This is a genomic window from Bradyrhizobium sp. USDA 4461, assembly GCF_054055655.1.
Genome location: NZ_JBSRXM010000001.1, coordinates 1,480,420 through 1,506,500, shown reverse-complemented (window position 1 = coordinate 1,506,500; position 26,081 = coordinate 1,480,420). Strand labels below are relative to the sequence as shown.

The window sequence follows — 26,081 nt, the reverse complement described above, 5'->3', positions numbered from 1 at the left end:
TCGGCTGCAGCGAGCCGACCACTTTACATTTTTAGGCGCGTCCAAGCGTAAGGTCGCCAGGACAGGTTATGTCGACGAATCGCAATGAATTATCCGCTGTTACCGACAGCCCTCGTCAAGGGTCGCGTACAAATGGGTCACTGGTCCATCGTTATCGGCCAAAGAATTTCGACGATGTGAAAGGGCAAGAAACTGCTGTTTCTTATCTCTCCGGCTTGATATTGCGGGGCCCTGTTTGCCGCAACGTGCTGCTCCACGGCAGCATCGGTTCGGGAAAAACGACCCTCGCTCGCATCTACGCGAAGGCCCTAAATTGCGAGCTACGCTCCCCGCAAAATGCCTCGCCGTGCCATGACTGCGAATCGTGTCGTGCAATCGAGGCCGGCGACGAAACCAGGTTCGCCGAGATCGATTCACCTTGCCTTCGAAGCCTCGAGCAATTGCAGACCGAAATTGCGCGGCTGCTCGGCTTGGAAAGAAGGCCAGGAACTCGCCGAGTAATCTTCATCGACGAGGCGCACAGTCTTGGTAATCCGACCTACCGCGGCAGCTCCGATTTCTTGCTTAAGCAGGTCGAGGAGCCTCCACATCAAACTTCATTTTGCTTTGCTACGACCGTTCCTGCGGAGCTTTCGGATGCGCTGAAGTCTCGTCTCGTGCCATTGCGCCTCCGACCTCTCCCGATCGAACAGAGCATCCGGTTCCTTGCCGAGATCGGGCAGCAAGAAGGTATTCCATTTGAAACGGAGGCCCTCGCACTAATTGCCAGCTTTGGTGAGGGGCAGCCGCGGAACATGCTGCAAGCTTTGGATCAGGTCAGTGATGGCGGTCTCGGCGGGAGGTTGGAAGTTACCCGCGACCGCGTCATCGACATGTTCGGTGTGAGCCGCATGGAGCACCTCTGCAAATACTTCTTGGCTCTGGGAGAGGGAAATTTTGCTCGCCAAACGGGGGCATTCTTCGAATGGAATGAACCGGTTCAGCTGAAAACACGCCTGATACAGAGTTTCCTTCTGAGCCTTTACTATAACGAGCTTTGTGCATTGAAAGTCACGATCGACCCGCTGATTGCATCAATCCGAACGGCGGAGCGCACTCCCATTGTCGCTGCATTTCGGCAGCGATTGCCGTCGGTCGACCTAAGCCAATTCTGGGAAGACATGATGGCAGCCTTGCCGATCGTGACGTCAGCAATCAGCGACGAGGCCCTCAATGCTCACATTATCGCATTCCAACGCGTCGCAGGGCGTTCGGAAGCCGCACCTAGGCGATCAGTAGCGCCTGACCGAATTCCGCAAAATGGCGCACGGTACGTCAATCGGAGCAGACGCGCATCGTCGGGGGGGCAGGAAACGCGTCTCGTGCGGATTCCCAAGCTTAAGCGGGATCCAAAGTACCTCAGCATGGAGAACGTCGCGCAGCTGATCCGGGCGTCTTCCTTTGTGGTGCAAGAGTACGGCATCCGGTTCAATGCGCGCATCAGCATCCGTCATGCGGCTTTCGGATGTAAGACGCAGGACGAAGCGGCCGAGCACTTTGCGACTTTCAGCAAGTCTCTGGATAGCCGCCTGAAGGCCTGGACCGGCAGCGGCCATCGTATCTGCGTCCAAGAGGCAAACGAGGTGGAAGGATTCTGTGGGCGCTTGGTCGCTCACGTGCCGAACGACGCCCGCTTCGCTCGTTGGTCGGAGAGATGGGCGCGCGGTACCTCAGGTGGGACGCCGGAGAGCGCCGCTATTCGGGTTGAGTTCATCTCGCCAGGCTCCAAACTAGAGGGACATTGGGGCTGTGTGCGTTGGCTGTGCGGCGGTCTTAATCCGCGCGAGCCCTGGGCGGAGCGCCTCGGCATTGAATCCGAATTTCAGCGCGTAGCAGGTGACATCGGACAGCGGACCCGGATGCCAATCTCGGATTCCTTGAAAGCGGCTGGCATTAGGAAAGCCGAGAACGAGCTGAGGCTTGAGGCCCTCTCGGCATTTGACGATGAAGCCTGGGATAGGCTGTACGATGGCTGGGAGTTGGATGAGCATCTGAGCCGTCAAGGGCATAAAGAACTTCGAGAAAAGGCCGTAGCTGAGGTGGTGGGCCGATACGAACCTACGGACGATGCTCCTGATAAACGGGCAGCTTTGGACGTTGAGCTGAGCGAGTTGAAGAGCACTTGGCCGGACAAATACACGCGGGATCGGCCTTGGCGCCTCTGGGAGCACGGATCGTGATTGCAAACTATGTTAGCGATATCGAATTCTTGGAGCGAGAAATCGCTCCAAGGGGGCATTCTCTATACGTGTACAGGAAGAATTCCGGTTTGCTCCGGCCGGCCGTCGCAGCCCACTTCGCGGCATTTGCCATGCGGGCGGGTTGGGAACCTACGCGAGTGTCCACCGGCGCCACTTTGTGGGGACAGTTGCAGGCTCCGTCTTGGCTGGGCGAGATGTTCTTCATATGCGATGCGTCGGACTTTAGTCACGGGGACCTCAAGCAAAGCCTCATCGATATCGCTCACGGCGGCTGCAGCAATCATGTGCTGCTCACAGTCTCTGATGGAAGCGGCTTGCTCGGAACAGAGGAGTGGGCTCACGCCAAAGAGCAGCTAGGCTTAATTGAAGAGCCGCGAATCACGACCAGCAATTATCGGTCGACGACCCGGTCGCTATTGAGACGAAGCGACTTGGCTGGCGTTGAGCATTTCGGAGAAGACGACCAGTTTTTGGCTCGCGTGAAGTCATTCGTCCAAACCAGGAGATGGACGTCGCCGCGTGCGCTCGCGATGGAGATCGAGCGAATTATTCTGATTGAAGTGCAGAGCGGCGCGCCTTTGCGGGACCGGCGCGACATTGAGCATCGCGAACGACAGGTGCTCTCTGAGATGTTGAATCAATTCTTGGATCATTGCTGCGCGGGTACGTTGCAGCCGCTTATCCAGTTCGCCGACCGCGCGCTCCAGTCGGGCAGCAGCCCTTCTGAATTGCTTGCGCGCTTATGTCGTGCGTCAGCAGGCATCGTGGTGGGACGAGACCAACGATATAAGCGCAACAGGGAGGGCAATTTGGCTGTCTTGCCTTACCTGGCTTGGAGCATCCTGTTGCTCGAAGCCGAGGAGACGCTTTTAGGAAGTAACTTTATGGTTGCCTTTGAAAATCTCTGCCAAATGTATCATAGCGCTGCTCGTGAGAGTGCGAATTGGTTCGGCAACGAAGCGAGCTGGCAAACTGTTGCGCGTTGGCTGCTGGCTGAACGAGACGCCGCGACCAGCTCGCTCGATCAAACCAGAGCGAAGCTGCAGTCCGCGCTGAAGGAACGAATGTCCGGGCTGCCCGCGGACCTGGCCGCGCGCTTCGGCTGGGTCAATCGAAATGTTGCGGTCGCGTGAAATCGGCAATGTGCGGTGAAACGGAAGCGGTATTGGGATTCGGCCGCCCGATGGATTTTTCCGCCGTGGTTGGACAGGATCCGCTGGTTGAGGCGTTGAGAAAGCGCCTGTTGGCGAGGACGAGCCATGGTCGCCACTTAACCCTTATTGGTCCAACTAGCAGTGGTAAGAAGACGATCGCCGAACTCTATGCACAAGCCATAATCTGCGAGGGGCCTGGTCCGGATGGATCCCCTTGCCAGGCTTGTAATGAATGCAAGGGCGTCCGGCGGGGTAGCAGCTGGGCTTACGTGCAAATTGATGCCGCAAACCAGGGTGACGAGGAAACCATCCGGACCTTGGTTGAACGCGATAGCACGTTGAACACCGCCGCCGTCCGTATCGTGTTGATTGAGCGTGCGGAGCTGCTGATGGCCTCGGCAGCCGACGCCGCTTTGAAGACGCTCGAGAGGGAGACCAGGACGGTCTTCATCTTTCTGGTTGACGATGATCACTCATTCTCGGGCGCGCTGCGGTCACGTTGCGACGTCTTCCGGTTGCGAAGGATGGATCTAGCGGACATAGCCGAGCATTTAGCTGATAGTTGCAGGCGACATCAGCTTGCATATGAACCCGACGCGCTGGACATCATCGCAAGGTCTTCCGGAGGTGCCTACGGAAGGGCGGCGATGGTCTTGGCGAGGCTAGGCGGCGTGTCTGTCGTTACGCTCTCCGCAGTGGTGACAGAACTCGAGTTGGATTGGGGGCCACCGATCTTGCGCTGCTGGCGAGGAGTGGTGAGGAGGCAGTACGGCGAGGCCATGAAGGGCTTCGAAGGCTCGGGGTGCAATGGACCGATTCGCGTCCAACGCATGCAGGCCTTGCTTCTGGAACTCGAGCTGCGGGACGCATTCGGCCAGGAGAGGACCGCGACCAACCCGGCACTGGCGGTGGTGCCCGAGCGTGATTGGGCCCAAGCTCGAAAGGATATGGAGCAGGCCGCTTTGACGCGGTCCGTTACTATCGCGGACCTCCTCGAGACGGCGGGCGAGTTCTGGCGCAGCGTTCGTCCGGACACGCCGTGGGAAGTTGCGTTCCGGCGGGCCTACGAACGCCTCGAACAGTCCTAAGCCCGTTGTCTTTCTGGATCCTGTCCGCGGTCAAGCGCGAGGGAGGCCGGGAGGCTGAGCAAGTATACTCCAAAGGTAATTGGAATTTCAGCTCCAGGTGAATATCCGCCTCCTTTCAAGCAAAGGATATCGGAGAAATTAATGTCCAAGGTGCCTGCATATCACACCGATTCGCCGGAATATCCGCCGTCTCACCGCAACGTCTATCATGACCATGACAACTGCCAGACCGGAAAGCAGATTAAGCCTCAGCACCGAAAGTCAGGCACGGGTAATAGGCCGCGTTGTGAGGATTGCCGCAAGCTCGGCTAATTACAATCTCCCTTGGCCTTCTTCTCGATGTAAGCGTTGCCTCGCTCTCTCGTCCTCGCGTTACAGCAAAAGGTCATCGACCAAATAGGCCTTCGATCACAACGTCCGCGATGTGCCATGTGCCGGGCAGTCCAGAAACAGGGTGATCGAAGGCCAATGTTGCGGCCAGCGCATATAGCCGATCAGCCTGGTCTCAAGAAATACAGCGCGGCCAGGTAAGAGCGTCCTGGCTCCATCTCCACATGATTGATGCTATCGACAAATCGGGACGAGGGACGGCGACCCGGTGGTCAGTGCCGCAATCAAGGCCGTCGCCATTGATGAAGCTGTCGAGGCCGTCAAAGCGGGCCAGCAGGTAGCCGATTGGCAGAGCGCGTCTTTGGGCTTGGACAGCAACGGCTTCTTCGCTCATTCCGCTCTAGGATTGCATGAAGTCGGAAGAACTAGCGACATACGCCGAAAAACTAGCGACCTGGCATCTCGATGCGGGAGTGTTTCGGTGAGGTCTGGTGCTCCAGCACGACTTGAGATGAACTGATTTGGGGACATCGCGGGCGCGCTCTCAATCCCGCGGGTCGCGATGGAATCAGGGGCTGTTAGGTATCTTGCTCGCCCTTGCACTCCGGCAACTGCTCGAATGGAGGGGTATGGCCGGCCTCGCGATATTTATCCTCAGGAACCTCCAGCTTGGTCCCGTCGCCATATCGCACCCAAGCGCTGTCTTGGTTGCCCCAGCCGTTCGTGATCTTGCAAATTCCATGTGCCATGGTGGCAAGATAACTCCGCCAAACGGGAATCGCCACTGAGTAGGCCGGCAATTTTGAATTAAGCATTACCCTCCGTTGGCCGAGCGGCAATCTGATGGAACTGGAGGGTGAAGGAGGAGAAGGCAGGGAAGGCAGGGAAGGCAGGGAAGGTGGGGTAGGCCAGCGGCGTAGGGGGGTAAATAATATGGTCAGTAAAGCTGCAGATTTTGTCATTGATTTTTGCGCAATGGTCGTAGCGATTTGTTGTTGTCAGCTTTACGCCGAGCGTTGAGCTCGGCACCCATTTCCTAGTACGCCCGCCACTGACTTTAGCTGATGCAACGTACCAAAACGATTGCGGGCGGAATCCTCAGCGAGCTTGGGTAGGTCTTGCAATTGACGCGGTAGATCGAACCTTTCAAGGTGCCAGCCTGTCGGGGCGCATGCGGACAAAGAAGGGGTGGCGAAACTGGCCGTTCGGCGTAAACTGCATAGCCCTCACCTCAATAACTTGTCCGACCAATCGTTCAGCTTTAGCTTCAGCCCACAAGCATTCGCGCTCGGCATCACTAAAGCCGGCGCCCACGGTACCTTTGGCGGTGGTGACGAAACCAAGACGCCCGAGATGCTTGCCGCGCCCTTCACCGTACCCAGTAATAGCCACGTCGTGTGTTTCTTCCGGCTTGACCTTAATCCAGCGATCGCGCTGACGCAGCACCAGGCCCTCATAGCCAAGCTCGTTAGCGCGTCCGCGCTGAGCGAGGATTTCGGTGGGAGTGGGGTCACTCAGCATGCCCCAATCCAGACGCGGGTCTAGCGGTTCAAGGCCGTACAGGTGCTGAGGACAAACAGGAGGGGTGCCTAACTTGAGAAATTTAGTCCGGGTGGCTTTGATCGTGTCTTGGAAGGTGCCGACGAAAACTTCGCAGTCACGGGGGTGACCTTCTCGCCATGGTGGAATATTGTAGAGCGGCTTGTTGGCTCGGCTCAACCATCCATGCTCCTGGTGCCAAACTGCGCGGACGCCATCAATCTTTACGGTCACCAACCAATCACCGGTGAGTGCGTTGCCATTCCACGTTCGGGGTCTATTGATTTCGGTGTTATCCAATGGAATGCCCGTTTCTATTGTTCCAGCTGTACTTTGATCATTCCTAGCCGCGGCGGCCGACGACCTAGGCTGCCGTGTCGCTGCGAACGTTCGAAAGACCTTTGAATTGTGTTTCGATTCGCGCCTCGAGCTATTGATGGGCTCGCCAGGTCCTATTTGCCGAGATAGACACAGGCACAGGGAGCGATCCTCGCGGAGGTGATTGGGCTTATGTCAGCGTGGCAGCGAGGGCATTCATCGTCGCACCCACAGGACCATTGATCCTGCCAAACCTCGCCACAGTGCTCGCATTCGTATTGGTTGACAAATGCTGGCTGACAGGCCGCTTCATCGTCCCATTGGTGTGTGCAGCCCGGCTTTTTCATGTCTCAGTTCCAAGGGATAGAGGAGCCCAGAAAGAGCTCCTCTAGCGCTTTGTATGAAGGTTTCTGATGGATTAGGTGACGATGCGTCCGTTGGCGCGCGCCTCTTCCGCATACGCGGACATTGGCTTGTCCGCGGCGAAGTGCAGATCCCGCTCGACCGAAAGACCAAGCCGGCCCTTAACCGAAGAGATTTCGGCCAACGAAACGTAGCCTAGCTCAGGAAAGCCGAGACCAAGATCACAGAGCCCGAAAAGACGGTCTGGGTCGTCCGGGTCAACCTCGCTGATCAGCCACGTAGCCGCGCCATCAGGTGAAAATAGCTTCACGACCGGTGGATGATCCCGTTGTTCCGTGAGCGCATTGACTAGGAGCCGAACTCGATCTTCGACCGTTAGAAGTTCATGCTTGGGCATTAGACGGCCTCCCGTCGCGTCGCACTAGAACGTCGCGCGATGCTTGGAGAAGCTCTGCTTGACCGCGCACTCGTCGAGGCCGGCGTCCGGCGATTGGGAGGAAGCGCCGGTATTCCGACCGAGGTCGCCGTTGTCTCCGTCTGGAGAATTCCTGTAGAGACAGTTGATAGACACGGTCGAAGTCACAGTAGCGCGCCCAAAGAGCGCGTGCGTGGTCGACATCGCCGGCCGCCGCGATCGCCTCAATGACGCTCTCCAATGTCAGAGCAACAAAGGTTACGCGATCGGAGTCAAGGTAGTCGACATGAAGCAGTTCCGATTGATAGACCCGGAAAGCCGCCTGGACGCGGCGATTGAGACGCGGGCCGATTGCCATGAAGACAGCGCGGGGCGTGACCCTGTTCTCGACAGCCAATTGTGCAAGCATGTGTTCCCTCCACAATTGCTCAAGTGCCAAGGAGCGTAGAATGGGAGCGTCGGAGTCACGATAGAGCCGGACCTGCTGGGAAGCATCGTTGTAGCGGTCACGCATCCTTGCGGCTGGTCCCTCCATGCTCTCGGAAAATTTCGTTTCAACGTAGATAATCGCCGGATCGCCGTCCGTTGTTGTAACGTGAATCGCGAGATCGAAGGCGGTTCTGTCGGACAAGAAACGGTCCTTTCGGCGTCCGGGCGAATGCTCGTACATGATGCCGTCGACGTCCTGAACGAAGTCAGGGAGCAATGCACGGAAGACCGCCGTTGCCAGTTCTCGATTCAGCGATAGCGGTCCAAAGAGATTGAACACCAGCGGCATCGAGCTTAGCCCGTTACCGAAAAGGCGCTCGTCGTCGATCGCTGCGTCGTCTTCGCAGAGGAGCCATTCTTGAAGCGCCAGGCGATGAATGTCTTCATTGAGGAAGTTCTTACCCGCATGAGCAGCTTCGGCGCTGAGGATTGAGCCGAAGGAATCGAAAGGGCTCGTACTGTCGGTGGACAATGCCGTCGGGATGCTATTGTCCCTTAACCAGAGGCATTGAAGTAAGCGAGCGGCCGCACGAAACCGAGTGTCGATTGCGCAATAAGCGCCATAGCTTTTAAGCACCCGTTCCGGGACGAGTGGGGTTCTGGCCAATTGGACAAACTTGATGTCCGCGGGGAGTGGTGGGGGATTGGATGTTGCTAATGTATTCAAGGTCGTCTCTCTGTTGTTAGCGCGGTAGAGCGCTCAAGAGATTCGACGAGCCTAAGAGGAAATTGATCGGACCAGCGTGAGCCGACCGAGGGGGCATTTTGGACGACCGCGAAGACAGTCGTCGATCACGATTGGCCAGAGTTTAGCTTGAGCGACGTAAAAAAGCTCCAGGCGTCGCCTGGAGCTTTCCTCCCTTTAGGCAGCCGATGATCCGAAACGATATAGCTTCGTATTGTCGGTTGTTACTTCTCGGGTACCCAAGTTGTGCTGGCCTTATCGTACTTGAAACCTGGAGCTTCTTTCAAACCGTCCTTCGTTGCGTCTAGCGTGAGCCACCACTTGTCGTCCTTCTTCTGGGTTTTGACCGCAGTGAACGGGACAATGACATCCTTCTCGCCAGCACCCAGAAATCCACCGACTCCAACGACGAGCCCGGTCACCTTACCTGCCTTATCCACCAGCACGTCATCGATCGTGCCAATCTTCGCTTCCTTGGGATCGTAAACATTCTGCTTATAATAGTTTGTCACCGTCCAGCTTTCAGATGGCGCGGCAGTCATCGTTTCCGCGGCAAAGGCCGCCGAGCTGGATACGATAATCGCGGACGCCATTAGAATAGTCGTGAGCTTCATTTCTCTTCTCTCCAACAAACCCCTTTTGAACGGGCTCAAAGAACGGCCAGCTACGCTAGTTGTTCCTAAAAAGGATCGTCGCTTCAGCAAAGCCCGCTTTCCGTCGTGCCAGGATGGAAGCTTCGGTTCGACTTCGCGGCGACACAAGCTGTTAAAAGTATCCGGACCGGTGAGTTTAGTATGCGCGTGGCGATCGCTGATGGTCTGGTCCCAGAACGGATAGATTTCCAATCTAGGCACGTAAGGTATCGCTGGTAGATGCTTCGGTCGTGGTCGAAGCATCCCACGTCGAGTTGGGCGTAGCTTACCCGCGATCTATCCAGCGACAATCCGCTGCTCCGTGTATCACTATTATCGACAGGCACCGCGATGGCGTACCCTTAGTGCAGCTGACAGGATTTTAGCAAACCGATGTTTGGCCACTTTCATTGCATGTGCAGCGCGCAGCAAGCGCTCTCGAGTCGGCAGGAAGGCTCGACAAAGCCGTCGGACAAAACGTCGTCGGCGAGAAGCCGTTCGGTTCGATGCTCGCTCACGCAACCAGTATTTCTCGTACCAGGATGGGTCGACCTGAAAGGGGACGAACATAAGGTTCTTCTGCTGAGTTGGCTGCGTTTTCGCGCTTCACAAGTACGCCTGTTGAATCGAACGCGCTCGCCAGAAACGGACTCCGTCCTCCGGGCTTGATATGTTGGATCCAGTTGAGTGTGAGCAGGCTCGCGTCAGCCGAAACAGGGCCTATGACGGTCATTTCTTCACGTGCGTGCGCACGACGGGCGTGTACTGCCGGCCGGTATGCCCCGTGCGGCTTGCACGCGAATGCAACGTCGAGTTCTTTCCTTCGGCCGCGGCTGCAGAGGTCGCCGGCTATCGGCCCTGCCTTAGATGCCGACCGGAAACAGTGCCATTCTCCCCTGCATGGAGAGGATCACGGACGACGGTCGACCGCGCAATGAGGCTGATCCATGAGGGCGCGATTGATAAGGACAGCGTGGGGAAGCTCGCTGCGCGGCTGGGGGTCGGCTCCCGGCATCTGAGCCGACTGTTTCAGAAGCATGTTGGAGCGCGCCCGACTGAGGTTGCCAAGACCGTACGCGTGCAACGGGCTAAGCGGCTCATTGACGAGACGGACCTGCCGCTGTCTGAAATCGCATTTCGCGCCGGCTTCGGCAGCCTCAGACGATTTAATGCCGTATTCGCCGAAGTCTATAAGCGACAACCGAGTAAGATTAGGAGGGGGAAGCGAAGGTCGACGCCCAAATGGAAGTAAGTCAAACGCTTAGCCCTAGTCATGCGAACCGCCGTTTTCCGCGAGACAAAGCCTCGATAATTATGCGGTTCTTTTTCAACTCTGAACTACGAACTTAGTGTCTGGAATCAATCAGGTCATCCCCATCGCGGCAAATGCTATGCAGATTGCATAAATCGTCGCGATGCTAAGGCCAACGATACGCGCCTCTTTGCGTGAGTCCACCATCCGCCGCTTCTTTCGATGTTAGACAATGTGGATGGCGGGCCGCCGATAGGGCGGCCCGCCATCAGCGGCGTCACTCGACTTCTTGGACGACCGTGCGGGTGCTTGGATCAACCAGCATCACGCGCTCACCTGAATAGACATAGCGATACTTCGTGAGAGACGGTCCCCACTCGGTCGGCACTGCCTCAAGCTCCACATCGCGCGGAACGGTTGCGCCCACAATGATCTTCTCGCGGGTTTCTACGGGACGGATCTTGTGTTCGGTGACGTAGCCATGGATGCGCGTGCGGTATTCTGGTTCAATTTGAACGGCTGCGGTGTGACCGGTGCCTGTTGCCGTGGTGGTGACGGTCGTCTGGGCAAACGCGCCTGTCGACGACAACAGGATCGCAGATGTCAGCAGCAGCTTTTTCATAAAGGTTCTCCTCGTCAGCTCAATGCGAGCCCCTCGAGAACTGTCTGGTGAGCGCAACGTTCCTGAGAAGGCGCTTCGTCGTGGAGCGACATGGAAATCGCAGGCCCTTCCCAGCGTCGGGAAAAAGTGGCAACCATGGCCGAGCGCCACTCAAACTCCTACGGGCGCGGCCATGTTAGTCTCGAAGAGGGATTCGATGATATTTCAGCCCTATCGCATCTATGTAATAGACGTGGATGATCGAATTCAGTCCCGGATCGATCTTATTTGCGAAAGTGAAGATGAGGTCATCGGCCGGGCAGAACTGCTATCTAAAGGATCGGTCGTAGAGCTTTGGAAAGACAGTTCGTTGGTTCGCAGATTTGAGCCGAACCCTGTCGCTATCTGAGGCAAGTCAAGGATGCGGCTCATTCGAGGGTTCCATGGCCTGCGGTTATGGCTTTGAACAAGCCCAAGGCCGAGTTCGCTTCGAAGATCGGGCAGAAGTGGCAAGTAAGGGTTAGTGATTCACGTAGGTAAATGTGGGGCCCGATCGCGGATGGAATGATCCGGCTACTGGGCAGGTGGCTCTTTCATTAAGGAAATGTTTTAGACCCAGGGTCCGCCTGTTAGTGGCAAGCGGCGGATGGACAGCATAGGAAGCGCGGCCCCAGCATGCTTCCCCACGCTGGGGCCGTCGTTCTGCAGGCTTCATCATCAGGCAACCCGCCCAAGTCGCAGGGTTGCCATTCTATGAGCACCAATCCTTCCGAGCGTTTTGTCAGAGTCGTGTAGTGCTACGCGATTAGCGCTGATTAGAACGGATGTAGCTGAACAATCTCGCTGCTGCAGCGTCTAAGAATAATGGACGTGGATCGAAATAAAATGGCGATTGAACGGAAGCTTGCGCGCTGCCGTGAACTCGCGAAGGATTATGTGGATGGCCAGACGGCCAAGCACATTCGCGAATTAGAAGCTGAGCTACTGGATACCCTTCGCTCGATGGATCCCCCTCCTGCCGATGAGAAAATCAGCTAGGCGATAGGTTCACAATTGAGCGTTATTATTTGTCCCAACGCGTTGAACGACAAAGCTGCATGTACTAGGCCGTCGCTCGTAAAGTACGAGATTGTGACCTCTTGCCGAATTTACTCGAGATTGTCGAGTTCGAACGCTCTGCATCGCTTGAGCCGGTCGATCCAATAGGCGCGGAGCGCCTCCCGACCGGCTATCGTCTTCGACCCGCCACAGTGACAATTAATAACGGCATCATCCGCATACATGCGGAGGATGGTTTCAACGTCGCACGCGCGGTAAGCGTCGAGCCAATCAACCGCCGCAGCCATCGGGTCAAAGGACATATTCCTTACCTACTTGCCGTTTTCAGCTGCGGTATGGGGCCCGCGACATGAACACAGCATGAAGGCTTATCGACAGGTGCTTGGGCCAGCTCAACGCGGCTCCAGCCGGGCCTTACTCGATGAAAGTGTCCGATTTCTCGTCGGCGTTGATCGAGGGGTCTCTTGACGATGAGGTCTTGCTTTTTAGCTCGCGCTCAGCCTCGTACCAAAACTCCTGCTCGCGACCTTCGGGCCGACCTGCCAATTCCCAAAGCTCATGTGCGCGTTGGCGGACATCATCGTCTGTAGGATTTGTCATCATGCTCTTCCTCGTTGAACATGATCGGAAACGCGATGACTAACAATGGGTTCCAATGCAACGCCAAACGCGATGTCTTTGCAAAAAGTCGTGCTGCAACGAACCACGATGCGAAGCCGTGCAGGTAGATTTGCTAAATCCGACGGTGCCTTTGGCTCGATCGACAGCTTCGCATGATGCGATCGCGAGCAGTGCTTCCAAGGGTTCAGGACGTGTTGTATTTCCTCTGGCGTGGAGGGCTGCTGCCTGGTGAACTGGAAAGGCGTCGCCAAAGCCAGGGGTTTCGTGGCACGGCGAGCCGGAATAGTGGGTAATCGCGAACTCCAGAAGTTCGCCGCCATCTGCCGGAAATTAACACATGTTAGCGGTCAAACGAGCCGGCCATGCTCAAGGCGTGACACCGTGCGCGCTCGGCGGTGTTGGCTCCCAAACGTAGCGTTACATGGCGATGGCGCCACTGTTTCAGCTCGAGGACAGTGGATCCGCGATGCTTTCGAGAGACTTCCCTTCGGCATCGACGCCGTATTTCAGCTCGGCAAGGGCGGCGAGCAGCAGCAGCAGCGCGGCCATCGTGTAGCCGGCGGAGACACGCCAGCTGGATCCCGATTCAATCAGCCATCCGAAAAGGGCCGGAGCGACGCTTCCGCCGATCGCTGTACCCAGAGCATAGAAACACGCAATCGCCAGGGCGCGGGTCTCGAGCGGAAAGATCTCGCTCGCCGTCAGATAGGCCGAGCTCGCGGCAGCCGACGCAAAGAAGAAGATGGCGACCCAGGCTACGGTTTGAGTAATAGGCGTCAGGACGCCATATCCAAATAGGGCTGCAGTGACACCCAGGAGTATACCGCTCAAAGCGAACGTGCCAGCGATCATCTTCTTTCGACCTATCGTGTCGAACCACGTTCCAAGAAGCAGTGGTCCGCAGAAGTTGCCGACGGCTAGCGGCAATACGTAATAGCCGATCTGCTGGTCCGGCACGTGATAGAAGTGGGCTAGGATGAGGCCGAATGTGAAGAAGACCGCGTTGTAAAGGAAGGACTGAGCCACCATCAGCGCTAAGGCGAGCAAGCTTCGTTCTCGGTACTTGCCAAGCATCGCTGCGAACACGAGACCGAGCCCATAGGAGCGTCGTGGGTGGACCCTTATTCGCTGATCCACCAGCGAAAGCGTGACGCCGTCTTCCTTTGCGACCCTGGCCTCGATGTCCTTGACGATCCTCTCCGCCTCCCCGCCCCGACAATGGGTCACAAGCCAGCGCGGGCTCTCGGGGACAAAGCGCCGAAGCAGCAGGATCGCGGTTCCGAGCGCGGCGCCGATGCCGAAGCCAAGCCGCCAACCGATGTTCGGCGGGAAAACGTCTGTATCCAATAGTCTAGGCGCCGCGAGCGCGCCGAAGGCGGCGCCGAGCCAAAAGCTGCCATTGACGATAAGGTCGACGCGACCGCGATACTTGGCTGGAATGAGCTCGTCGATAGCCGAGTTAACGGCGGCGTATTCGCCTCCAATACCGAGCCCAGTAATCATCCTGAAGAACGCGAAGCTCCAGAAATCCCAAGCGAAGGCGCTAAGCAGTACACCGCCGAGGTAGATGAGCAATGTCACGTAAAACACCAATCGTCGGCCGAAGCGATCGGTGATCCAGCCAAAGACCAGGGCGCCGGCGACGGCACCGATAACATAGAAGGAGGCTATCGATCCGAGGTCAGTGCTGGATAGGCTTAGAGTCTCTTTGCTTTGCAGCGCAGGGCCGAGAGAGCCGACGATCGTGACTTCGAGACCATCTAGAATCCAGGTGATTCCAAGACCGAAGACGACGAGCAGATGAAACCGGCTCCAGGGCAGCCGGTCGAGCCGAAATGGAATATCGCTCTGAATCTCCGCCTGACGCTGCGTGCCAATCATGGGAAGACATCCAGATGCGCAAGCCGTGGCTTGTCGAATAGATCAGCTCTCAATGATACCGGCCCAACTTAGTTCCGCGCACTCTCATGCGTCGGACGGGGGCACTGAAGTCGCTTATGGGATGGCTATCTGTTCTCGCGGGCTGGCGCCAACATTGGCGCTGATCTCATGCCTTTCCGATAGAAGGGCTTTGGTCGTCGAGATGAATCTCGACCGTACCCGGTACGGCGGGAGGCTTGTGATACAGCGATCGTAATGCTCCAGCCCTAGCGCTTGTCGAAGTTCCTGAGCCGGCCTCTGTATCTCGGCCTAATGGGAAGGGGGCAGGAAGTAGGAAGTGGTGGCCGGCGTAGGCGGGTTGGTGGCAATAAAATATAGTGAGCGATCAGCGGTAGCAGGCGGCAATGAGCAAGCTCATTTTTGCGCCGTTGGTAGATTAATGAAGCCTGCTCAACTCAAGCGCCTTATCGTGCTTTCCGCACGAGATCCCGAGTGGAGGAAATCATGCTAACCGGAAGTTGCCTGTGCCAAGCTGTGGCTTACGAAGTCGATTCAGCCCCTGGTTCGTTCGTTCATTGCCATTGTAGGACTTGCCGAAAGACCCACGGGTCAGCGTTTTCGAGCGTAATGCCTGTCGCGCGAGATGCATTTCGATGGATCCAGGGTCGGCTGTTAGACCAATGATCTCGTCGCCTGGAAAGAGAATAAAATCAGGTCGGGGATGTAGTCGTCGAACCACATCATTTATGGACGCAAACGTTCGCTCGTGTAGAGCACCGGCCACGCCAGAACACGCATCGGAATAGACCACGAACTGATGGCCCGACTTATTTGGCAGAAGCGCCGGTATGGGCGTGGTGGTCATGACAGATTACGAGGACCGCAAGGTTTTTGTGCTGCATCTTGCACGTCTACCAAAATGATTCAGCGCTTACCCATCGAACCGGACGTTAGGCTACAGATCGATACACTGTACGGTAAAGTTTGGTGCTCTAAAACGTGCCGCGGTTAGCAATCACAATAGAGGCTGTAGCTCTGAAGCGGCCTTATAGTTAGCTGCGCTTCGATCGACCGACACTAAGCGGTATACTTGGCATTCTGCGATCCAACCTAGCCGAGCTCATACCCGGCATTTATCTTGGCTTTTTTGTCGCCGCGAGACGAAAGCCAGAATACGGTCGGTAGCCCACGGTTCGTTACGAGAGGTTGTTTTAGGCTTACTCCCACATCTCGGGCTGAACGCGGCCAGCAATGCCGCAATCGACCACCCTTTCGGCTGGATTGCGATCGACGATCAAGCGCAAAAGGTCAGGCCGTGAGTAATGCCCTCCGATATCCGACAATGCCTTGGCTGCCAGCACCGCCTCCCTTGACCCTTCCGCGATCAAGATCGTCTCACCCTGTGCCGGCCCTGCAATGATCTCTCCGCGCGGATCAATGATAAAGCTGTCGCCGGGATACTCGACCGTCGACAGTTCGCGGAACTGCTCCGGTGTTTGCGCATGCGAGCGCATGCCACCCACCGCAATTACGTAACAGGCAGCTTGCGAGGCAAACGCTCGCGAAAGGAGGAGCTGCCGAGGCCATAACGGCATCGGCGACATGGGAGCCGCCGCCGGTTCGCGCCCGGGCCACGCCGCAATGTGGATCTGGGTGCCTTGGGCCGCCAGTGCGTAGCCAGGGAGCATCGCGTTATGCTCCCAACAGTTCAGCCCGCTGATCCGGCCATAAGGCCGTTCGTAGATCCGCAAGCCCGTCGCGTCGCCGTCAGCCCAGAGCGAACGTTCATTGAAGGTTGGCTTGATTTTACGGTGACGGCCAAGGATAGCCCCCTCCCGGCCGATGAAGAGTAACGTGCAGTAGACCGATGACTTGCTGATAGCATCGCGCTCGGCAATACCAATCACCACGTCGATACCCGCGCCTTCAGCTGCCTCGCAGAGGCGATTCGTGGTCCGGCTCGGTATCTCCACTGCCTGGTCGATATACTCAGCCATGGCGCGAAAGGTCAGCGGCGAGGTGGGCGCATGGCAGAAGAACGGATAGCCAGGCAGCCAGGTCTCGCCGAACGCGGCAATGGTCGCGCCTCTCTCACCGGCCTCGCGGATCAAGCGACAGGCCCTTTCCGTCGAGGCTTCGCGGTCAAACGGTACGGCAGCAGCTTGGATCGCCGCCAAGCGAAAGGTTACACCTCCAGTCATGATCGGCGCCCCGCTCATTCAACGCCATTCCGGGCGGCATCGAGCGCGCCTTGGAGCAGTTCGAGCGCCTTGACTCGACGCCGGCGCGCCAGCCGTTCCTCGCCAATTTTCCGCTCCTGCTCTCCGGCAATGAAGGCCTGTATATCCGGTAACGGTCGGATCACACCGCGACTGCCCCACTGACCGTCTGGCACCTCGGTCGGAAACACCCAGATCTGTCCGGCGACCTCTTCGAAGCTTCCGCCAGACGCGCGTACAACGGCATCAGTCACATCCTTCACCAATGCCTTTCGCGATGCCTCAGTATACTGTCCCTCCGGCACCGACGGCACGATGCGGTAGCGCGGGGCTGCCGATTTCTTGCCAGCAACGTAGATCGCAGCGGGTCGATGCAGGAACACCACCGTGACGCTCTGCGCGACCTGGTTGGCGGGATCAAATCCCTCGTGCCCGATCAAGATATCGCCGAGCTCTTTAATCAGCTGAGCCTCGGCTTCCGGCTTCAAAGCGCCCTCTGGAATAGTGACATCGATCATCGGCATGCTTTACCTCACGGTTTGGTTCATAGAGAGGTGTAACCATCGTGCGATCGCGCCGACCAGTGGCATTATCGCCATCTTACGAGGCATTTCGGACATCGAGGCTTAGGCTGCCGCGTCACGATCCGGCCGGCGTGCGAAGCGGCGCTGATAATCTCGCGGCGATATTCCGGTCTCGCGCTTGAACAGGCGTCGAAAAGTCGAAATGTCACCATAACCGACGCGCACGCCAACCGTGTCCACGTTGAGGCCCTTTTCAAGCAAGCCTTTTGCCACTTGAACCCGTAGCAACTGCAGGTAATGCAGCGGCGCCTCGCCAACCGCAAGCTTGAAGCGCCGATTTAATGTCCGTTCGCTCACCGACAAGTGCGCTGCCAAATCGGCGAGGCTAAAACCGTTGCGCAAGGATTTTTCCATGAAACGTTGAGCTCGCGCCACCAGCGCATCAGAGTGTTCAGCCGCGGTGAGGCTGGCATAAGACAGCTGGGATTCGCGCGTGTGGTCGATCAGCATCATTCTGGCGGTTTCCGATGCGACCTCCGCGCCGACAAATTTCTCCACCAGTCGTAGCGCGAGATTAAGTGAAGTGGTGACGGCGCCGGAGCAGATGACGCGGTTCTCTTCGGTTAAGATTTCGGAGATCCGCAGGTCGACTCCAGGATAGCGTTTCGCAAACGCGCCTGCTTTGGCCCAATGCGTGGTCGCGATCCCACCATCGAGCAGACCGGCCTCGGCGAGCACGAAGCTGCCGGTGCAATAGGAAGCGAGCAGGGCGCCACGTTGGTGTTGGCGGCGAAGTGCGGCAAATAACGGCTTGGCACGGTCCAGCCGCTCGAAAAAGCTGTCGATGTTGGCGATGAATGGACCGGGTACGATAATGGCATCCACGACCGCGCGGGGGTTAATCGGACCATCTACGCCAACCGACTGACCGGAGGCCGTCTGGACCGCTTTTCCATCGAGCGACTCGACACGCCACTGCAGTCGTGGCCCGCTGCTCTTAAAGGCATTTCGTTGGGTCGCTACCACGTTAGCTGCGGTGAAGACATCAATTGCGCCTGCTACACCAGAAGCCAGTATGTCGTCATAAACCCAGATGTGAATGCGCGGCATACGCGATGTCCGAAAACGTCCTCAGTGTGGCGATATTGCCATAGTACTGCGAAGCCATGCAAGGAGTCGTTGGCGCGATTGCTCGAACGGAGCAACAAGGCAGGCATTTGCAGTCGGGGAGAATCCCCAAAACTAAGGAAAGGCTGCGAACCTATAGCCGCGATAGGGGATACATCTGGCCCTGCAGCGCCAGATGTATCATCACTTCCGATCTAGGTCTGCGCTGGCCAGGCGGCGGAGGAAAGGTCGCGGCAAAGTTGATCGGCGATGTGCGTAATGTCTCGATGGCGCTTACTACCGCTAGACGCTTGCCACCTAATTCTCCTAAGCATTCCTGCCGATCCGCGCTGCGATATCGCCGTATTGTCCGCCCAGCGGTAGCCGTCCGCCCAGGTCTACTCACTTGGTTCTGCGAAATCCTATTCGGTAACGGATTGGAGTTGTATCTAGCCGGGCGCGAAAGTGGCGACGGAGGGTGTCCGCAGAGCCAAAACCGATGGAGGTTGCCACTTCTTCCACTGACTTCGTAGTGGCCTCCAATAGACTACAGGCACGCGCCATGCGCTCTTGCAGCACCCACTCGCCGGGAGAAGTATCTGAAGCCTTTTGGAACCTGCGAATGAAGGTGCGCCGGCTCATCCCGGTTCGAGCGGCCAGCTCGGTAATCGTTAATTCCCGATCGAGATTTTCTCGGATCCACGTGCGCAATCCGGTGAAGGGATTTCCTTCAATCCAAACCCGGGAGTTTATGAATTGCGATTGACCGCCTTCACGATGCGCAGCGATTATTAGCCGCCGGGCAGCTTCGTTAGCGATGTTCGCTCCGAAGTCCTTCCGAACAATATGAACGCAGAGATCCAATCCCGCTGCGCGTCCTGCTGAAGTCAGAATATCAGTATCATCGACATACAGTACATCTGTACTACGCGGAGCACCGGATACTTGCGCGCCAACATGTCGGCGTGTGCCCAATGTACTGCAACCCGCCGCCCGTCGAGCAATCCGGCTGCGGCCAGAATAAACACGCCAGAACAGATCGATACGATACGAGAGCCGCTTGCATGCGCACGACGGAGTTCTCTTAGTAAGCTGGGAGAGGGCGTAGCGTCGATGTTCTGCCATCCTGTAACTATGATGGTGCCAGCGTTTCGCAAGGACTGGAACCCAGCCTCAGCCACAAGCTTGATGCCACCCGTGGTGGCAAGCGGCCTTCCCGGTCGTTCGGCGCAGACCAGGAGGCGGTACCAGCCCTTTGCCATATCCGTAAGTCCGAAAACTTCGGTAGCAATACCAAGTTCGAACGCATTCACACCATCATAAGCCAGTACAGCGACGAGCTTGCTCGCTGGCCAAGCTCGGCGCGGTCTAGGCGTTTTGGATGAAGATGGCATGATCTGCATGATAATCGTCATCCGTGCCAATTGTAAATGTCATCGATTAGCTTGAGGCTTCACCTGGTTGACTCAGCTCCGCAAGCCTTGAGAGTTCGCGAGTCGGCGAGAAATTAATTAGAGAGAAAAACAGCATGATAGATGAGATGAGCTACTTGGCCGACGTTTCCGAGCTAAGGTCGTTCTATAGAAATCCATCTGCAATGGTGCTGCAAAAGCAAATCAATTGGATCGATGCGCATTCTAGGAAATTCATCGGTCTGTCGCCGCTAGTGTTCATTGGCTCCGCTCATCCTGTGCGCGGTATGGACGTGAGCCCGCGCGGCGATGCTCCTGGCTTCGTCAGGGTGCTTGACGAGCATCGTATCGCGATTCCAGATCGTCCTGGTAACAATCGGCTAGACACAATTGAGAATCTGCTTGCGAAGCCCGATATCGGTTTGCTTTTTCTCATCCCGGGAATTGGCGATATGCGGCGCATCAATGGAACGGCGCGCGTCACGCGGTCAGAAGGTCTGCTTCAGTCGATGTCGGTAAACGCTAGTGCTCCGAAGCTCGCCATCGTTGTGTCCGTAAACGAAGTTTTCCTTCACTGCACGCGAGCGGTTATGCGGTCGCGTCTTTGGTCGGACGAATATCGGATCCCGCGCGATCAGTTGCCAACACTCGGCCGAATGATCGCTGATCAAGCAGGCTCAACTGGCCTCACTGCTGAGGAGGCTGATTCCCGAATAGATGCGGCCTATCAAAACCTTTACCGATAGTGGCGTATTTCGGATTGTGTGCGGCAAAAGCTCGAGCGTCTCTGCGTAAAAAGGCAATCGCGTCAGTGTCTGTATCGCGTGCGCGCATTTCTATGTGGCATGGGGCTCACGAGCGATCTACTTGCTCGCAAGCACGCTGAGTAGCGCGATCGTTGTCGCCTCGACGCCCGTCTTGATCGCAGGTTCCGGTACCGGCGCAAAGAAGGGAGAGTGGTTAGCAGGAACGGGTTTGCCACCGGGCTTCAGCGAAGCGGCGATGACCTCCTTGGACGTAACACCGACATAGAACATCATGCCCGGCACGTCGCCGTTGATCATGAATTCGGAAAAGTCATCGCTGGCAGGGACAGCCGCCATTTCGGCCACCCGGTCGTCGCCAAACGCCCGTCTGAAGCCGGCAACCGTTTGATCGACCAGCTTTGCATCGTTGACGATGGCGACCCCACCAGGCGTCACTTCGACGATCGGCTCGGGAGCTCCGCTCATGGCCGCAGCGGCAGAAGCCATCCTGCGAACCCCAGCGATCAGCTTTTCGCGGACCCCTTGCTTGAACGAACGGATCGTTCCGCGGAGCACGACGGTGTCGGGAATAACGTTGCCCACAGTGCCTCCCTGAATGGCACCAATGGTGGCGACGCCGAATTCGGCTGGATCCTTCTCCCGGCTAACCACGGTTTGAACATCAGAGATGAAATGTGCAGCAATTGAGATCGGGTCGATCGTCTTATCGGGCCCCGCACCGTGACCGCCCCGCCCCTTGAAAGTAATTTCGAGAGCGTCCGAATTTGAGGTTATGGCTCCGGATCGGTACAGAACGAGCCCTTCGGCTGCGGGCGACGTGTGCATCGCGAACGCGAAATTAGGCTTTGGAAAGCGCTTGTAAACGTCGTCGGAGAGCATCTTCTTTGCTCCTGAAAGAACCTCTTCCGCCGGCTGAGCGACGAACATCAGGGTTCCGTTCCAGCGATCCTTCATCGCGAGCATAGCGCGAGCAGCGCCGATCCAGCTTGCCATGTGAATGTCGTGGCCACAGGCATGCGCAACAGCGGTCTCACCATTGTTCCAGGGAGCTTTGGCATGACTTGCGTACGGCAGGCCTGTCTTCTCCTCGAGCGGGAGCGCGTCGAGCTCGGTGCGGACGAGGGCAACGGGACCGTCGCCATTTTTGTACAGCGCGACTAAACCAGTACCGCCGACCCTTTCTGTGACTTCAAATCCTAGCGCCCGCATCTCCTTTGCTAGGATTGAGGCGGTCCGCTCCTCCTGATAGGCAATTTCAGGATGGGCATGGATGTCCTTGTACAGAGCCTCGAGCGAAGGGTACATCTGCGCCGCCGCGCTTGCGAGCTCAGCGTCGTTACGCTGGCCTGACTCGGCAGACGCCGCCGTGGTCGTCACTAACGCGGCTACCAAGCTTGCTCTCCAAATCAGTCTACCGCGCATGATTGTATCCTTATCAGTGAGTATCAAAAGATCGGGCCGCTTGCCCCGCACGCCTAGGGTTGCGCGAGCGGAATGCCGCGGCAAACTAGAAATTCTGGCTTGGACGAATAGTTGAGCTAAACAGCGTGAAGGGCTTGCGCCGGAGCTGCACATCGCCTCCGTTCCGCGAAGATCGCGCGGCTATAACGAGGTCTTCTTCGCGGCCTCGAGTAGCCAAGCGTGAAAAAGGGCGGCCGGTTGGCGCAGAGGCCGATCATCAGGAAATGCGACGTAATAGGCGAATTCCGCGGGTACAGCTTGTTCGAATGGTCGAATGAGCCGACCAGCTTCGAGGTCCGGCTTTGCCAGAACGCTCCTTGCCAACGCAACGCCATGGCCTGCGACAGCCGCTTGTAGAAGATGGCCTGCATCGCTGTAGGTTGGCCCAGCGCTTGGCAATTTCAGCACCTTGAGCCCCGCAGACCGCAGCCAGACGGACCAGGGAATCCGCTGGTCGTGCAGCAATTTCACCTTGGAGAGATCTTCCGGGCTCTTGAGCTTTTTCAGTTCGTTGAATGCGGGACTGCAGACGGGAAATAGCTGCTCATCAAATAACAAGTCCGTTTTGACGCGTGGCCAGCGGCCTGCTCCGTAGCGCAGTCCCATATCGATGCCATCTCGCGAGAAGTCAACGAGCAGGGGCGAGGCCGTCATCGCCACCTCGATATCAGGCTCCAGCTCCTGAAACTCGAGCAGCCGATCGATAAGCCACCTGGAAGCGAGCGCCGGCAGTACACTGATGGTCACTATCCGCGATTGCCGCTGTCGTATCCTTACCTCTTCGAACCCTCGTAACAAGTGAGCGAACCCCTCGCTCGCATGCACCGCGAGCCGTTGGCCGTGCTCGGTCAAAACCATTCGCTGTCCCTCGCGTCGGAACAGGCCAACCCCCAATGATTGCTCGAGCGCCTTCAGATGATGGCTGACTGCGCCATGGCTTAAGCCGAGTTCGTCGGCGGCGCGGCTATAGCTGCAATGCCGCGCCGCGGCTTCGAAAGCGCGCAAAGCGACCAACGGGAGATTTTTGAACGCCATTGGGTAAATGTGAGAAAAACTAACCTAGATTGCAAGGACTTTTGCTTGGACAGCGAGCTTGAGACGAGCCAGCAATTAGAAATACTCACAATGGGGAGGGAGCTCAATGGCGTCGCTGGAGAGTCCGATCGTCAGATCAACGGCTAGGCAGGAGGCAAAGGCATCCCGTTTCCGGTATGTCGTTGTAGGGCTGCTGTTTTTGATTGCGACAATCAATTATGTCGATCGTGGAGCCCTGTCGTACGCGTCAGAGGCCATTATTTCAGAGTACGGATTCAATAAAGCCGACTGGGGAGGCATCCTCGGATATTTCGGCTATGGCTACATGTTCGGCGCCATGCTCGGCGGCTACCTCGCCGATCGTCTGGGGCCGAGGAAGGTATGGTTGATTGCCGGCGTAACCTGGTCCTTGCTCGAGGGAGCCACGGCCTGGGCGGGTAACATAGGGTTGGCCGCTTTTGGTGGCTCTGCCCTCGCGGGCTTTGCAGTCTTTCGGATATTGTTCGGTCTTGCGGAGGGGCCGGCATTCTCGATTATCAACAAGACGGTCTCGCGTTGGGCCGCGCCCAAGGAGCGCGCGCTTCTATCGTCCATCGCCCTCGCAAGCACTCCAGTAGGATCGATGATCACCGCGCCGATCACGGTCGGGCTGCTACTGTGGTTCGGCGACTGGAGGATCACCTTTGTCCTGATCGCCGCCATCAGTTTGATCCTGGTTGGGCTGTTTGCACTGATCGTCCGGGACCGGCCAGAAGAATCGAGTCGCGTCAACGAGCTTGAATTGGCGGAAATCAGGGCCGGAGTGAGCGGCTCCGTAGAAAGGCCTGGCACTGAACAACCACAGCCTTCATGGTTTTCTTTCTTTGGCAGCCGCACGTTGCTTTTCAATTCGGTGGGATACTTTGCGTTCCTGTACGTGACCTTTCTCCTGGTGTTCTGGTCACCGAAGTACCTCCAAAATCAATTTCACTATCAGCTCTCATCGCTCTGGTACGTGGCGATGATTCCGTGGGTCGGCTCCTGTATAGCTGTCCTCGTTGGTGGCCGCCTTTCCGATACCATCCTGAGGCGGACCGGAAACTTAAGGGCGGCGCGGGGCTACTTTGCCGCAGGTTCGCTGTTCGTCGCCGCCTGTTGCTTCCTGGCGGTACCGCTTGCGAGCTCGGCCTGGCAGGCCATTGTGTTGATTACATTGGCCAACGCCCTCAACACATTACCGAACGCGACTTATTGGATGGTGGTCATCGATACGGCCCCGATGTCTCGCGTCGGAGCATTTAGCGGCATCACCCATTTCATCGCGAACCTGTCGTCAGTAGTGGCTCCAACGCTCTCAGGTTACCTGATCGAGCGTCATGGCTATGACTCGATGTTCGTGGCAGTCGGGATCGTGTCGCTCATCGGAATGACAGCGATGCTACTCGTGCAGCCTGGCGTCTTACGCTCAGGGCCAAATCGCAGACACGAACTCCCTGCGACAAACTGACAAAACTCCCGGAGATACTATGACGTTCAATCTGCATCCGCCAATCAAGAACAATGAAGCCTTACTGTCCATTGAGCAATTCGCGGTTGAGCGTCGCGAAGGTCGGCTGAGTTGCGAGCAGGTCGTCGATAAATGCCTTGAGCGGAGTCTCGATCCTGAAGGCGATGGAAGCCGCGTATTTGTTCAACTTTGGCCGGAGTCAGCGCGCGATGTTGGTGCGAGCATCGATAAGCTCTTTGACCGAAACTATCGGCTCTCGCCGATTGCGGGAGCGCCGATCTCGGTAAAGAACCTTCTGGATGTAGAGGGGCAGAAGACACAGGCCGCTTCCCGTGTGCTGGACGGCGTTGCTCCTGCAACGACAGATGCCGAAGTCGTGGCGAGGTTGAAACGGGCGGGCGGCGTCCTGGTCGGCAGCACCAATATGACCGAGTTCGCGTACTCCGTCGTCGGTCTAAACGGAAGCTTCGGCACCCCAGGCAACCCGTGGGATGCTAGTCGAATACCTGGGGGATCTTCTTCCGGCGCCGCGGTTTCGGTCGCCGCCGGAATGTCTCTCGGCGCGATAGGATCGGATACAGTCGGTTCAATACGGGTGCCCGCGGCACTTTGTGGCATCGTAGGCTTTAAGCCAACAGGTTCGCGCGTGCCTCTTACAGGAAGCATTCCGCTCTCGACCAGTCTCGACTCGATCGGCCCCATGGCGAACTCGGTCCAGGATTGCGCCGCGCTGTTCGCGGTCATCTCCGGGGAACCTCCACAGATCTCACAGCGCGGGTCCATCCGAGGGCTCCGCCTTGCCATTCCTGCGGGGTTTCTCCTCGAAAAGCTCGACCAGCATGTGAGCCGAGCCTTCGAACGTGCTTGCACGATCCTGAGCGCCCAAGGCGCGGTTATCTCGGAAGTTGATCTTCCTATTCTTGCGGACGTTCATGCCTGTGCCGGAAACCGGATCATCCAATCGTTTGAGGCATTCGAATGGCATAAGCAATTCCTGCAATCGGCCGGAGATCTCTACGATCCACCGATAAGGCGTCGGATCGAGACTGGCGGTGCGATCGAGCCCGCCGCATACGCCACTATGCTTGAGCGGAGGCTTGAGATGGTTGCCGCTTACAACAAGTCGGTGGCGTCCTACGACGGCCTTCTACTCCCGACGGTTGCAGTTATAGCTCCGACTTTCGAAGAAGCTGCCGAAAGAGAGGATGAGGTGAGATCGCTCCTGCTGCGCAATACAGCTCCGTTCAACTTCCTGGACTGTTGCGCGATCTCAATTCCGATTCAGGAAATCGGAAAGGTCCCAGTCGGGTTGATGGTAGTTGGACGTAATAATCAGGACTGGCGCTTGCTCTCCATGGCCGGGGCTATTGAAGAAGCGATGCAGCTCAAAGGAGACAAATAGC

24 protein-coding genes are annotated in these 26,081 nt (G+C 57.2%); 9 read left to right on the top strand and 15 right to left on the bottom strand.

Annotation, left to right across the window (positions count from 1 at the left end; all coding sequences use genetic code 11):
* Positions 1-68: 68 nt before the first annotated feature.
* The 3 genes from ACVINW_RS07110 (at position 69) to ACVINW_RS07100 (ending at position 4,482) form a co-directional block, all read left to right on the top strand.
* A complete protein-coding gene (locus tag ACVINW_RS07110; RefSeq protein ID WP_456750637.1) occupies positions 69-2,219 on the top strand; it encodes a DNA polymerase III subunit in 2,151 nt (716 codons plus the stop codon).
* 158 nt (positions 2,220-2,377) lie between these two features.
* On the top strand, positions 2,378-3,373 hold the full coding sequence (locus ACVINW_RS07105; RefSeq protein ID WP_456750636.1) for a hypothetical protein: 996 nt from the start codon (positions 2,378-2,380) through the stop codon (positions 3,371-3,373).
* Positions 3,374-3,423: 50 nt separating this feature from the next.
* A complete protein-coding gene (locus ACVINW_RS07100; protein ID WP_456750635.1) occupies positions 3,424-4,482 on the top strand; it encodes a hypothetical protein in 1,059 nt (352 codons plus the stop codon).
* A gap of 1,476 nt (positions 4,483-5,958) precedes the next feature.
* On the opposite strand, the gene ACVINW_RS07095 is transcribed toward ACVINW_RS07100, so the two are convergent.
* The 4 genes from ACVINW_RS07095 to ACVINW_RS07080 form a co-directional block, all read right to left on the bottom strand.
* A complete protein-coding gene (locus tag ACVINW_RS07095) occupies positions 5,959-6,531 on the bottom strand; it encodes a hypothetical protein (RefSeq protein WP_456750634.1) in 573 nt (190 codons plus the stop codon).
* Between the two features lie 556 nt (positions 6,532-7,087).
* Positions 7,088-7,429: a DUF2958 domain-containing protein gene (locus tag ACVINW_RS07090; protein WP_456750633.1), complete on the bottom strand. Its 342-nt coding sequence runs from the start codon at positions 7,427-7,429 to the stop codon at positions 7,088-7,090.
* Complete coding sequence (locus ACVINW_RS07085) at positions 7,416-8,603, bottom strand: PGN_0703 family putative restriction endonuclease (protein ID WP_456750632.1); 1,188 nt, start codon at positions 8,601-8,603, stop codon at positions 7,416-7,418. Before ACVINW_RS07085 ends, ACVINW_RS07090 begins: the two co-directional genes overlap by 14 nt.
* Before the next feature lie 242 nt (positions 8,604-8,845).
* The gene (locus ACVINW_RS07080; protein ID WP_456750631.1) at positions 8,846-9,235 is read right to left on the bottom strand and encodes a PRC-barrel domain-containing protein; all 390 of its coding nucleotides are present in this window, start codon (positions 9,233-9,235) and stop codon (positions 8,846-8,848) included.
* 688 nt (positions 9,236-9,923) lie between these two features.
* Between ACVINW_RS07080 and ACVINW_RS07075 the strand changes: the two genes are divergently transcribed.
* Positions 9,924-10,505 (top strand): bifunctional transcriptional activator/DNA repair enzyme AdaA, encoded by a 582-nt coding sequence (locus ACVINW_RS07075; RefSeq protein WP_456750630.1) that lies wholly within the window; start codon positions 9,924-9,926, stop codon positions 10,503-10,505.
* A gap of 277 nt (positions 10,506-10,782) precedes the next feature.
* Here ACVINW_RS07075 and ACVINW_RS07070 read toward each other — a convergent pair whose 3' ends face one another.
* Positions 10,783-11,127: a DUF1236 domain-containing protein gene (locus tag ACVINW_RS07070; RefSeq protein WP_456750629.1), complete on the bottom strand. Its 345-nt coding sequence runs from the start codon at positions 11,125-11,127 to the stop codon at positions 10,783-10,785.
* Between the two features lie 864 nt (positions 11,128-11,991).
* Between ACVINW_RS07070 and ACVINW_RS07065 the strand changes: the two genes are divergently transcribed.
* Entirely contained in the window at positions 11,992-12,144 is a 153-nt protein-coding gene (locus tag ACVINW_RS07065) for a hypothetical protein (protein ID WP_456750628.1), read from the top strand.
* 110 nt (positions 12,145-12,254) lie between these two features.
* On the opposite strand, the gene ACVINW_RS07060 is transcribed toward ACVINW_RS07065, so the two are convergent.
* From ACVINW_RS07060 to ACVINW_RS07050, 3 genes are all read right to left on the bottom strand, one after another.
* Entirely contained in the window at positions 12,255-12,467 is a 213-nt protein-coding gene (locus tag ACVINW_RS07060; RefSeq protein WP_456750627.1) for a nuclear transport factor 2 family protein, read from the bottom strand.
* A gap of 112 nt (positions 12,468-12,579) precedes the next feature.
* Positions 12,580-12,768 (bottom strand): DUF2934 domain-containing protein, encoded by a 189-nt coding sequence (locus tag ACVINW_RS07055; RefSeq protein WP_456750626.1) that lies wholly within the window; start codon positions 12,766-12,768, stop codon positions 12,580-12,582.
* A 459-nt stretch (positions 12,769-13,227) separates the two neighbouring features.
* Entirely contained in the window at positions 13,228-14,667 is a 1,440-nt protein-coding gene (locus ACVINW_RS07050; protein ID WP_456750625.1) for an MFS transporter, read from the bottom strand.
* A 504-nt stretch (positions 14,668-15,171) separates the two neighbouring features.
* On the opposite strand from ACVINW_RS07050, the gene ACVINW_RS07045 reads away from it, so the two are divergent.
* Entirely contained in the window at positions 15,172-15,351 is a 180-nt protein-coding gene (locus tag ACVINW_RS07045) for a GFA family protein (protein ID WP_456756326.1), read from the top strand.
* A 533-nt stretch (positions 15,352-15,884) separates the two neighbouring features.
* Here the strand turns inward: ACVINW_RS07045 and ACVINW_RS07040 are convergent.
* From ACVINW_RS07040 to ACVINW_RS07020, 5 genes are all read right to left on the bottom strand, one after another.
* Positions 15,885-16,886 carry a carbon-nitrogen hydrolase family protein gene (locus ACVINW_RS07040; protein ID WP_456750624.1) on the bottom strand — a complete coding sequence of 334 codons (1,002 nt, stop codon included), beginning with the start codon at positions 16,884-16,886 and terminating at the stop codon, positions 15,885-15,887.
* Positions 16,883-17,410, bottom strand: coding sequence for a tautomerase family protein (locus ACVINW_RS07035; protein WP_456750623.1), 528 nt, complete (start codon positions 17,408-17,410; stop codon positions 16,883-16,885). The genes ACVINW_RS07040 and ACVINW_RS07035 overlap by 4 nt, the downstream gene beginning before the upstream one ends.
* Positions 17,411-17,512: 102 nt before the next feature.
* Positions 17,513-18,520, bottom strand: coding sequence for a GlxA family transcriptional regulator (locus ACVINW_RS07030; protein ID WP_456750622.1), 1,008 nt, complete (start codon positions 18,518-18,520; stop codon positions 17,513-17,515).
* A 399-nt stretch (positions 18,521-18,919) separates the two neighbouring features.
* Positions 18,920-19,159, bottom strand: a complete 240-nt coding sequence (locus ACVINW_RS07025; RefSeq protein ID WP_456756325.1) for a helix-turn-helix domain-containing protein — start codon at positions 19,157-19,159, stop codon at positions 18,920-18,922.
* A 245-nt stretch (positions 19,160-19,404) separates the two neighbouring features.
* Positions 19,405-19,920 carry a DJ-1/PfpI family protein gene (locus ACVINW_RS07020; protein ID WP_456750621.1) on the bottom strand — a complete coding sequence of 172 codons (516 nt, stop codon included), beginning with the start codon at positions 19,918-19,920 and terminating at the stop codon, positions 19,405-19,407.
* A 137-nt stretch (positions 19,921-20,057) separates the two neighbouring features.
* Between ACVINW_RS07020 and ACVINW_RS07015 the strand changes: the two genes are divergently transcribed.
* Positions 20,058-20,675 carry an MSMEG_1061 family FMN-dependent PPOX-type flavoprotein gene (locus ACVINW_RS07015; protein WP_456750620.1) on the top strand — a complete coding sequence of 206 codons (618 nt, stop codon included), beginning with the start codon at positions 20,058-20,060 and terminating at the stop codon, positions 20,673-20,675.
* 117 nt (positions 20,676-20,792) lie between these two features.
* On the opposite strand, the gene ACVINW_RS07010 is transcribed toward ACVINW_RS07015, so the two are convergent.
* Together ACVINW_RS07010 and gcvA are read right to left on the bottom strand one after the other, a co-directional pair.
* Positions 20,793-22,088 (bottom strand): amidohydrolase, encoded by a 1,296-nt coding sequence (locus tag ACVINW_RS07010; protein WP_456750619.1) that lies wholly within the window; start codon positions 22,086-22,088, stop codon positions 20,793-20,795.
* Positions 22,089-22,298: 210 nt separating this feature from the next.
* A complete protein-coding gene (gene gcvA, locus ACVINW_RS07005; RefSeq protein ID WP_456750618.1) occupies positions 22,299-23,192 on the bottom strand; it encodes a transcriptional regulator GcvA in 894 nt (297 codons plus the stop codon).
* A 106-nt stretch (positions 23,193-23,298) separates the two neighbouring features.
* Here gcvA and ACVINW_RS07000 point away from each other — a divergent pair, with 106 nt between their 5' ends.
* Together ACVINW_RS07000 and ACVINW_RS06995 are read left to right on the top strand one after the other, a co-directional pair.
* Complete coding sequence (locus ACVINW_RS07000) at positions 23,299-24,678, top strand: MFS transporter (RefSeq protein WP_456750617.1); 1,380 nt, start codon at positions 23,299-23,301, stop codon at positions 24,676-24,678.
* A 19-nt stretch (positions 24,679-24,697) separates the two neighbouring features.
* The gene (locus tag ACVINW_RS06995) at positions 24,698-26,080 is read left to right on the top strand and encodes an amidase (RefSeq protein ID WP_456750616.1); all 1,383 of its coding nucleotides are present in this window, start codon (positions 24,698-24,700) and stop codon (positions 26,078-26,080) included.
* Position 26,081: the final 1 nt, after the last annotated feature.

Bases quoted from the DNA above. Each gene is read 5' to 3' on its own strand.
- ACVINW_RS07100 (WP_456750635.1), top strand. From the start codon at position 3,424: ATGGATTTTTCCGCCGTGGTTGGACAGGATCCGCTGGTTGAGGCGTTG.
- ACVINW_RS07110 (WP_456750637.1), top strand. From the start codon at position 69: ATGTCGACGAATCGCAATGAATTATCCGCTGTTACCGACAGCCCTCGT.
- ACVINW_RS07040 (WP_456750624.1), bottom strand. From the start codon at position 16,886: ATGAGCGGGGCGCCGATCATGACTGGAGGTGTAACCTTTCGCTTGGCG.
- ACVINW_RS07000 (WP_456750617.1), top strand. From the start codon at position 23,299: ATGGCGTCGCTGGAGAGTCCGATCGTCAGATCAACGGCTAGGCAGGAG.
- ACVINW_RS07080 (WP_456750631.1), bottom strand. From the start codon at position 9,235: ATGAAGCTCACGACTATTCTAATGGCGTCCGCGATTATCGTATCCAGC.
- ACVINW_RS07030 (WP_456750622.1), bottom strand. From the start codon at position 18,520: ATGCCGCGCATTCACATCTGGGTTTATGACGACATACTGGCTTCTGGT.
- ACVINW_RS07015 (WP_456750620.1), top strand. From the start codon at position 20,058: ATGAGCTACTTGGCCGACGTTTCCGAGCTAAGGTCGTTCTATAGAAAT.
- ACVINW_RS07060 (WP_456750627.1), bottom strand. From the start codon at position 12,467: ATGTCCTTTGACCCGATGGCTGCGGCGGTTGATTGGCTCGACGCTTAC.
- ACVINW_RS07050 (WP_456750625.1), bottom strand. From the start codon at position 14,667: ATGATTGGCACGCAGCGTCAGGCGGAGATTCAGAGCGATATTCCATTT.
- ACVINW_RS07065 (WP_456750628.1), top strand. From the start codon at position 11,992: ATGGCGATTGAACGGAAGCTTGCGCGCTGCCGTGAACTCGCGAAGGAT.
- gcvA (WP_456750618.1), bottom strand. From the start codon at position 23,192: ATGGCGTTCAAAAATCTCCCGTTGGTCGCTTTGCGCGCTTTCGAAGCC.
- ACVINW_RS06995 (WP_456750616.1), top strand. From the start codon at position 24,698: ATGACGTTCAATCTGCATCCGCCAATCAAGAACAATGAAGCCTTACTG.
- ACVINW_RS07070 (WP_456750629.1), bottom strand. From the start codon at position 11,127: ATGAAAAAGCTGCTGCTGACATCTGCGATCCTGTTGTCGTCGACAGGC.
- ACVINW_RS07020 (WP_456750621.1), bottom strand. From the start codon at position 19,920: ATGCAGATCATGCCATCTTCATCCAAAACGCCTAGACCGCGCCGAGCT.
- ACVINW_RS07090 (WP_456750633.1), bottom strand. From the start codon at position 7,429: ATGCCCAAGCATGAACTTCTAACGGTCGAAGATCGAGTTCGGCTCCTA.
- ACVINW_RS07035 (WP_456750623.1), bottom strand. From the start codon at position 17,410: ATGCCGATGATCGATGTCACTATTCCAGAGGGCGCTTTGAAGCCGGAA.
- ACVINW_RS07075 (WP_456750630.1), top strand. From the start codon at position 9,924: ATGTTGGATCCAGTTGAGTGTGAGCAGGCTCGCGTCAGCCGAAACAGG.
- ACVINW_RS07025 (WP_456756325.1), bottom strand. From the start codon at position 19,159: ATGAGCCGGCGCACCTTCATTCGCAGGTTCCAAAAGGCTTCAGATACT.
- ACVINW_RS07045 (WP_456756326.1), top strand. From the start codon at position 15,172: ATGCTAACCGGAAGTTGCCTGTGCCAAGCTGTGGCTTACGAAGTCGAT.
- ACVINW_RS07055 (WP_456750626.1), bottom strand. From the start codon at position 12,768: ATGATGACAAATCCTACAGACGATGATGTCCGCCAACGCGCACATGAG.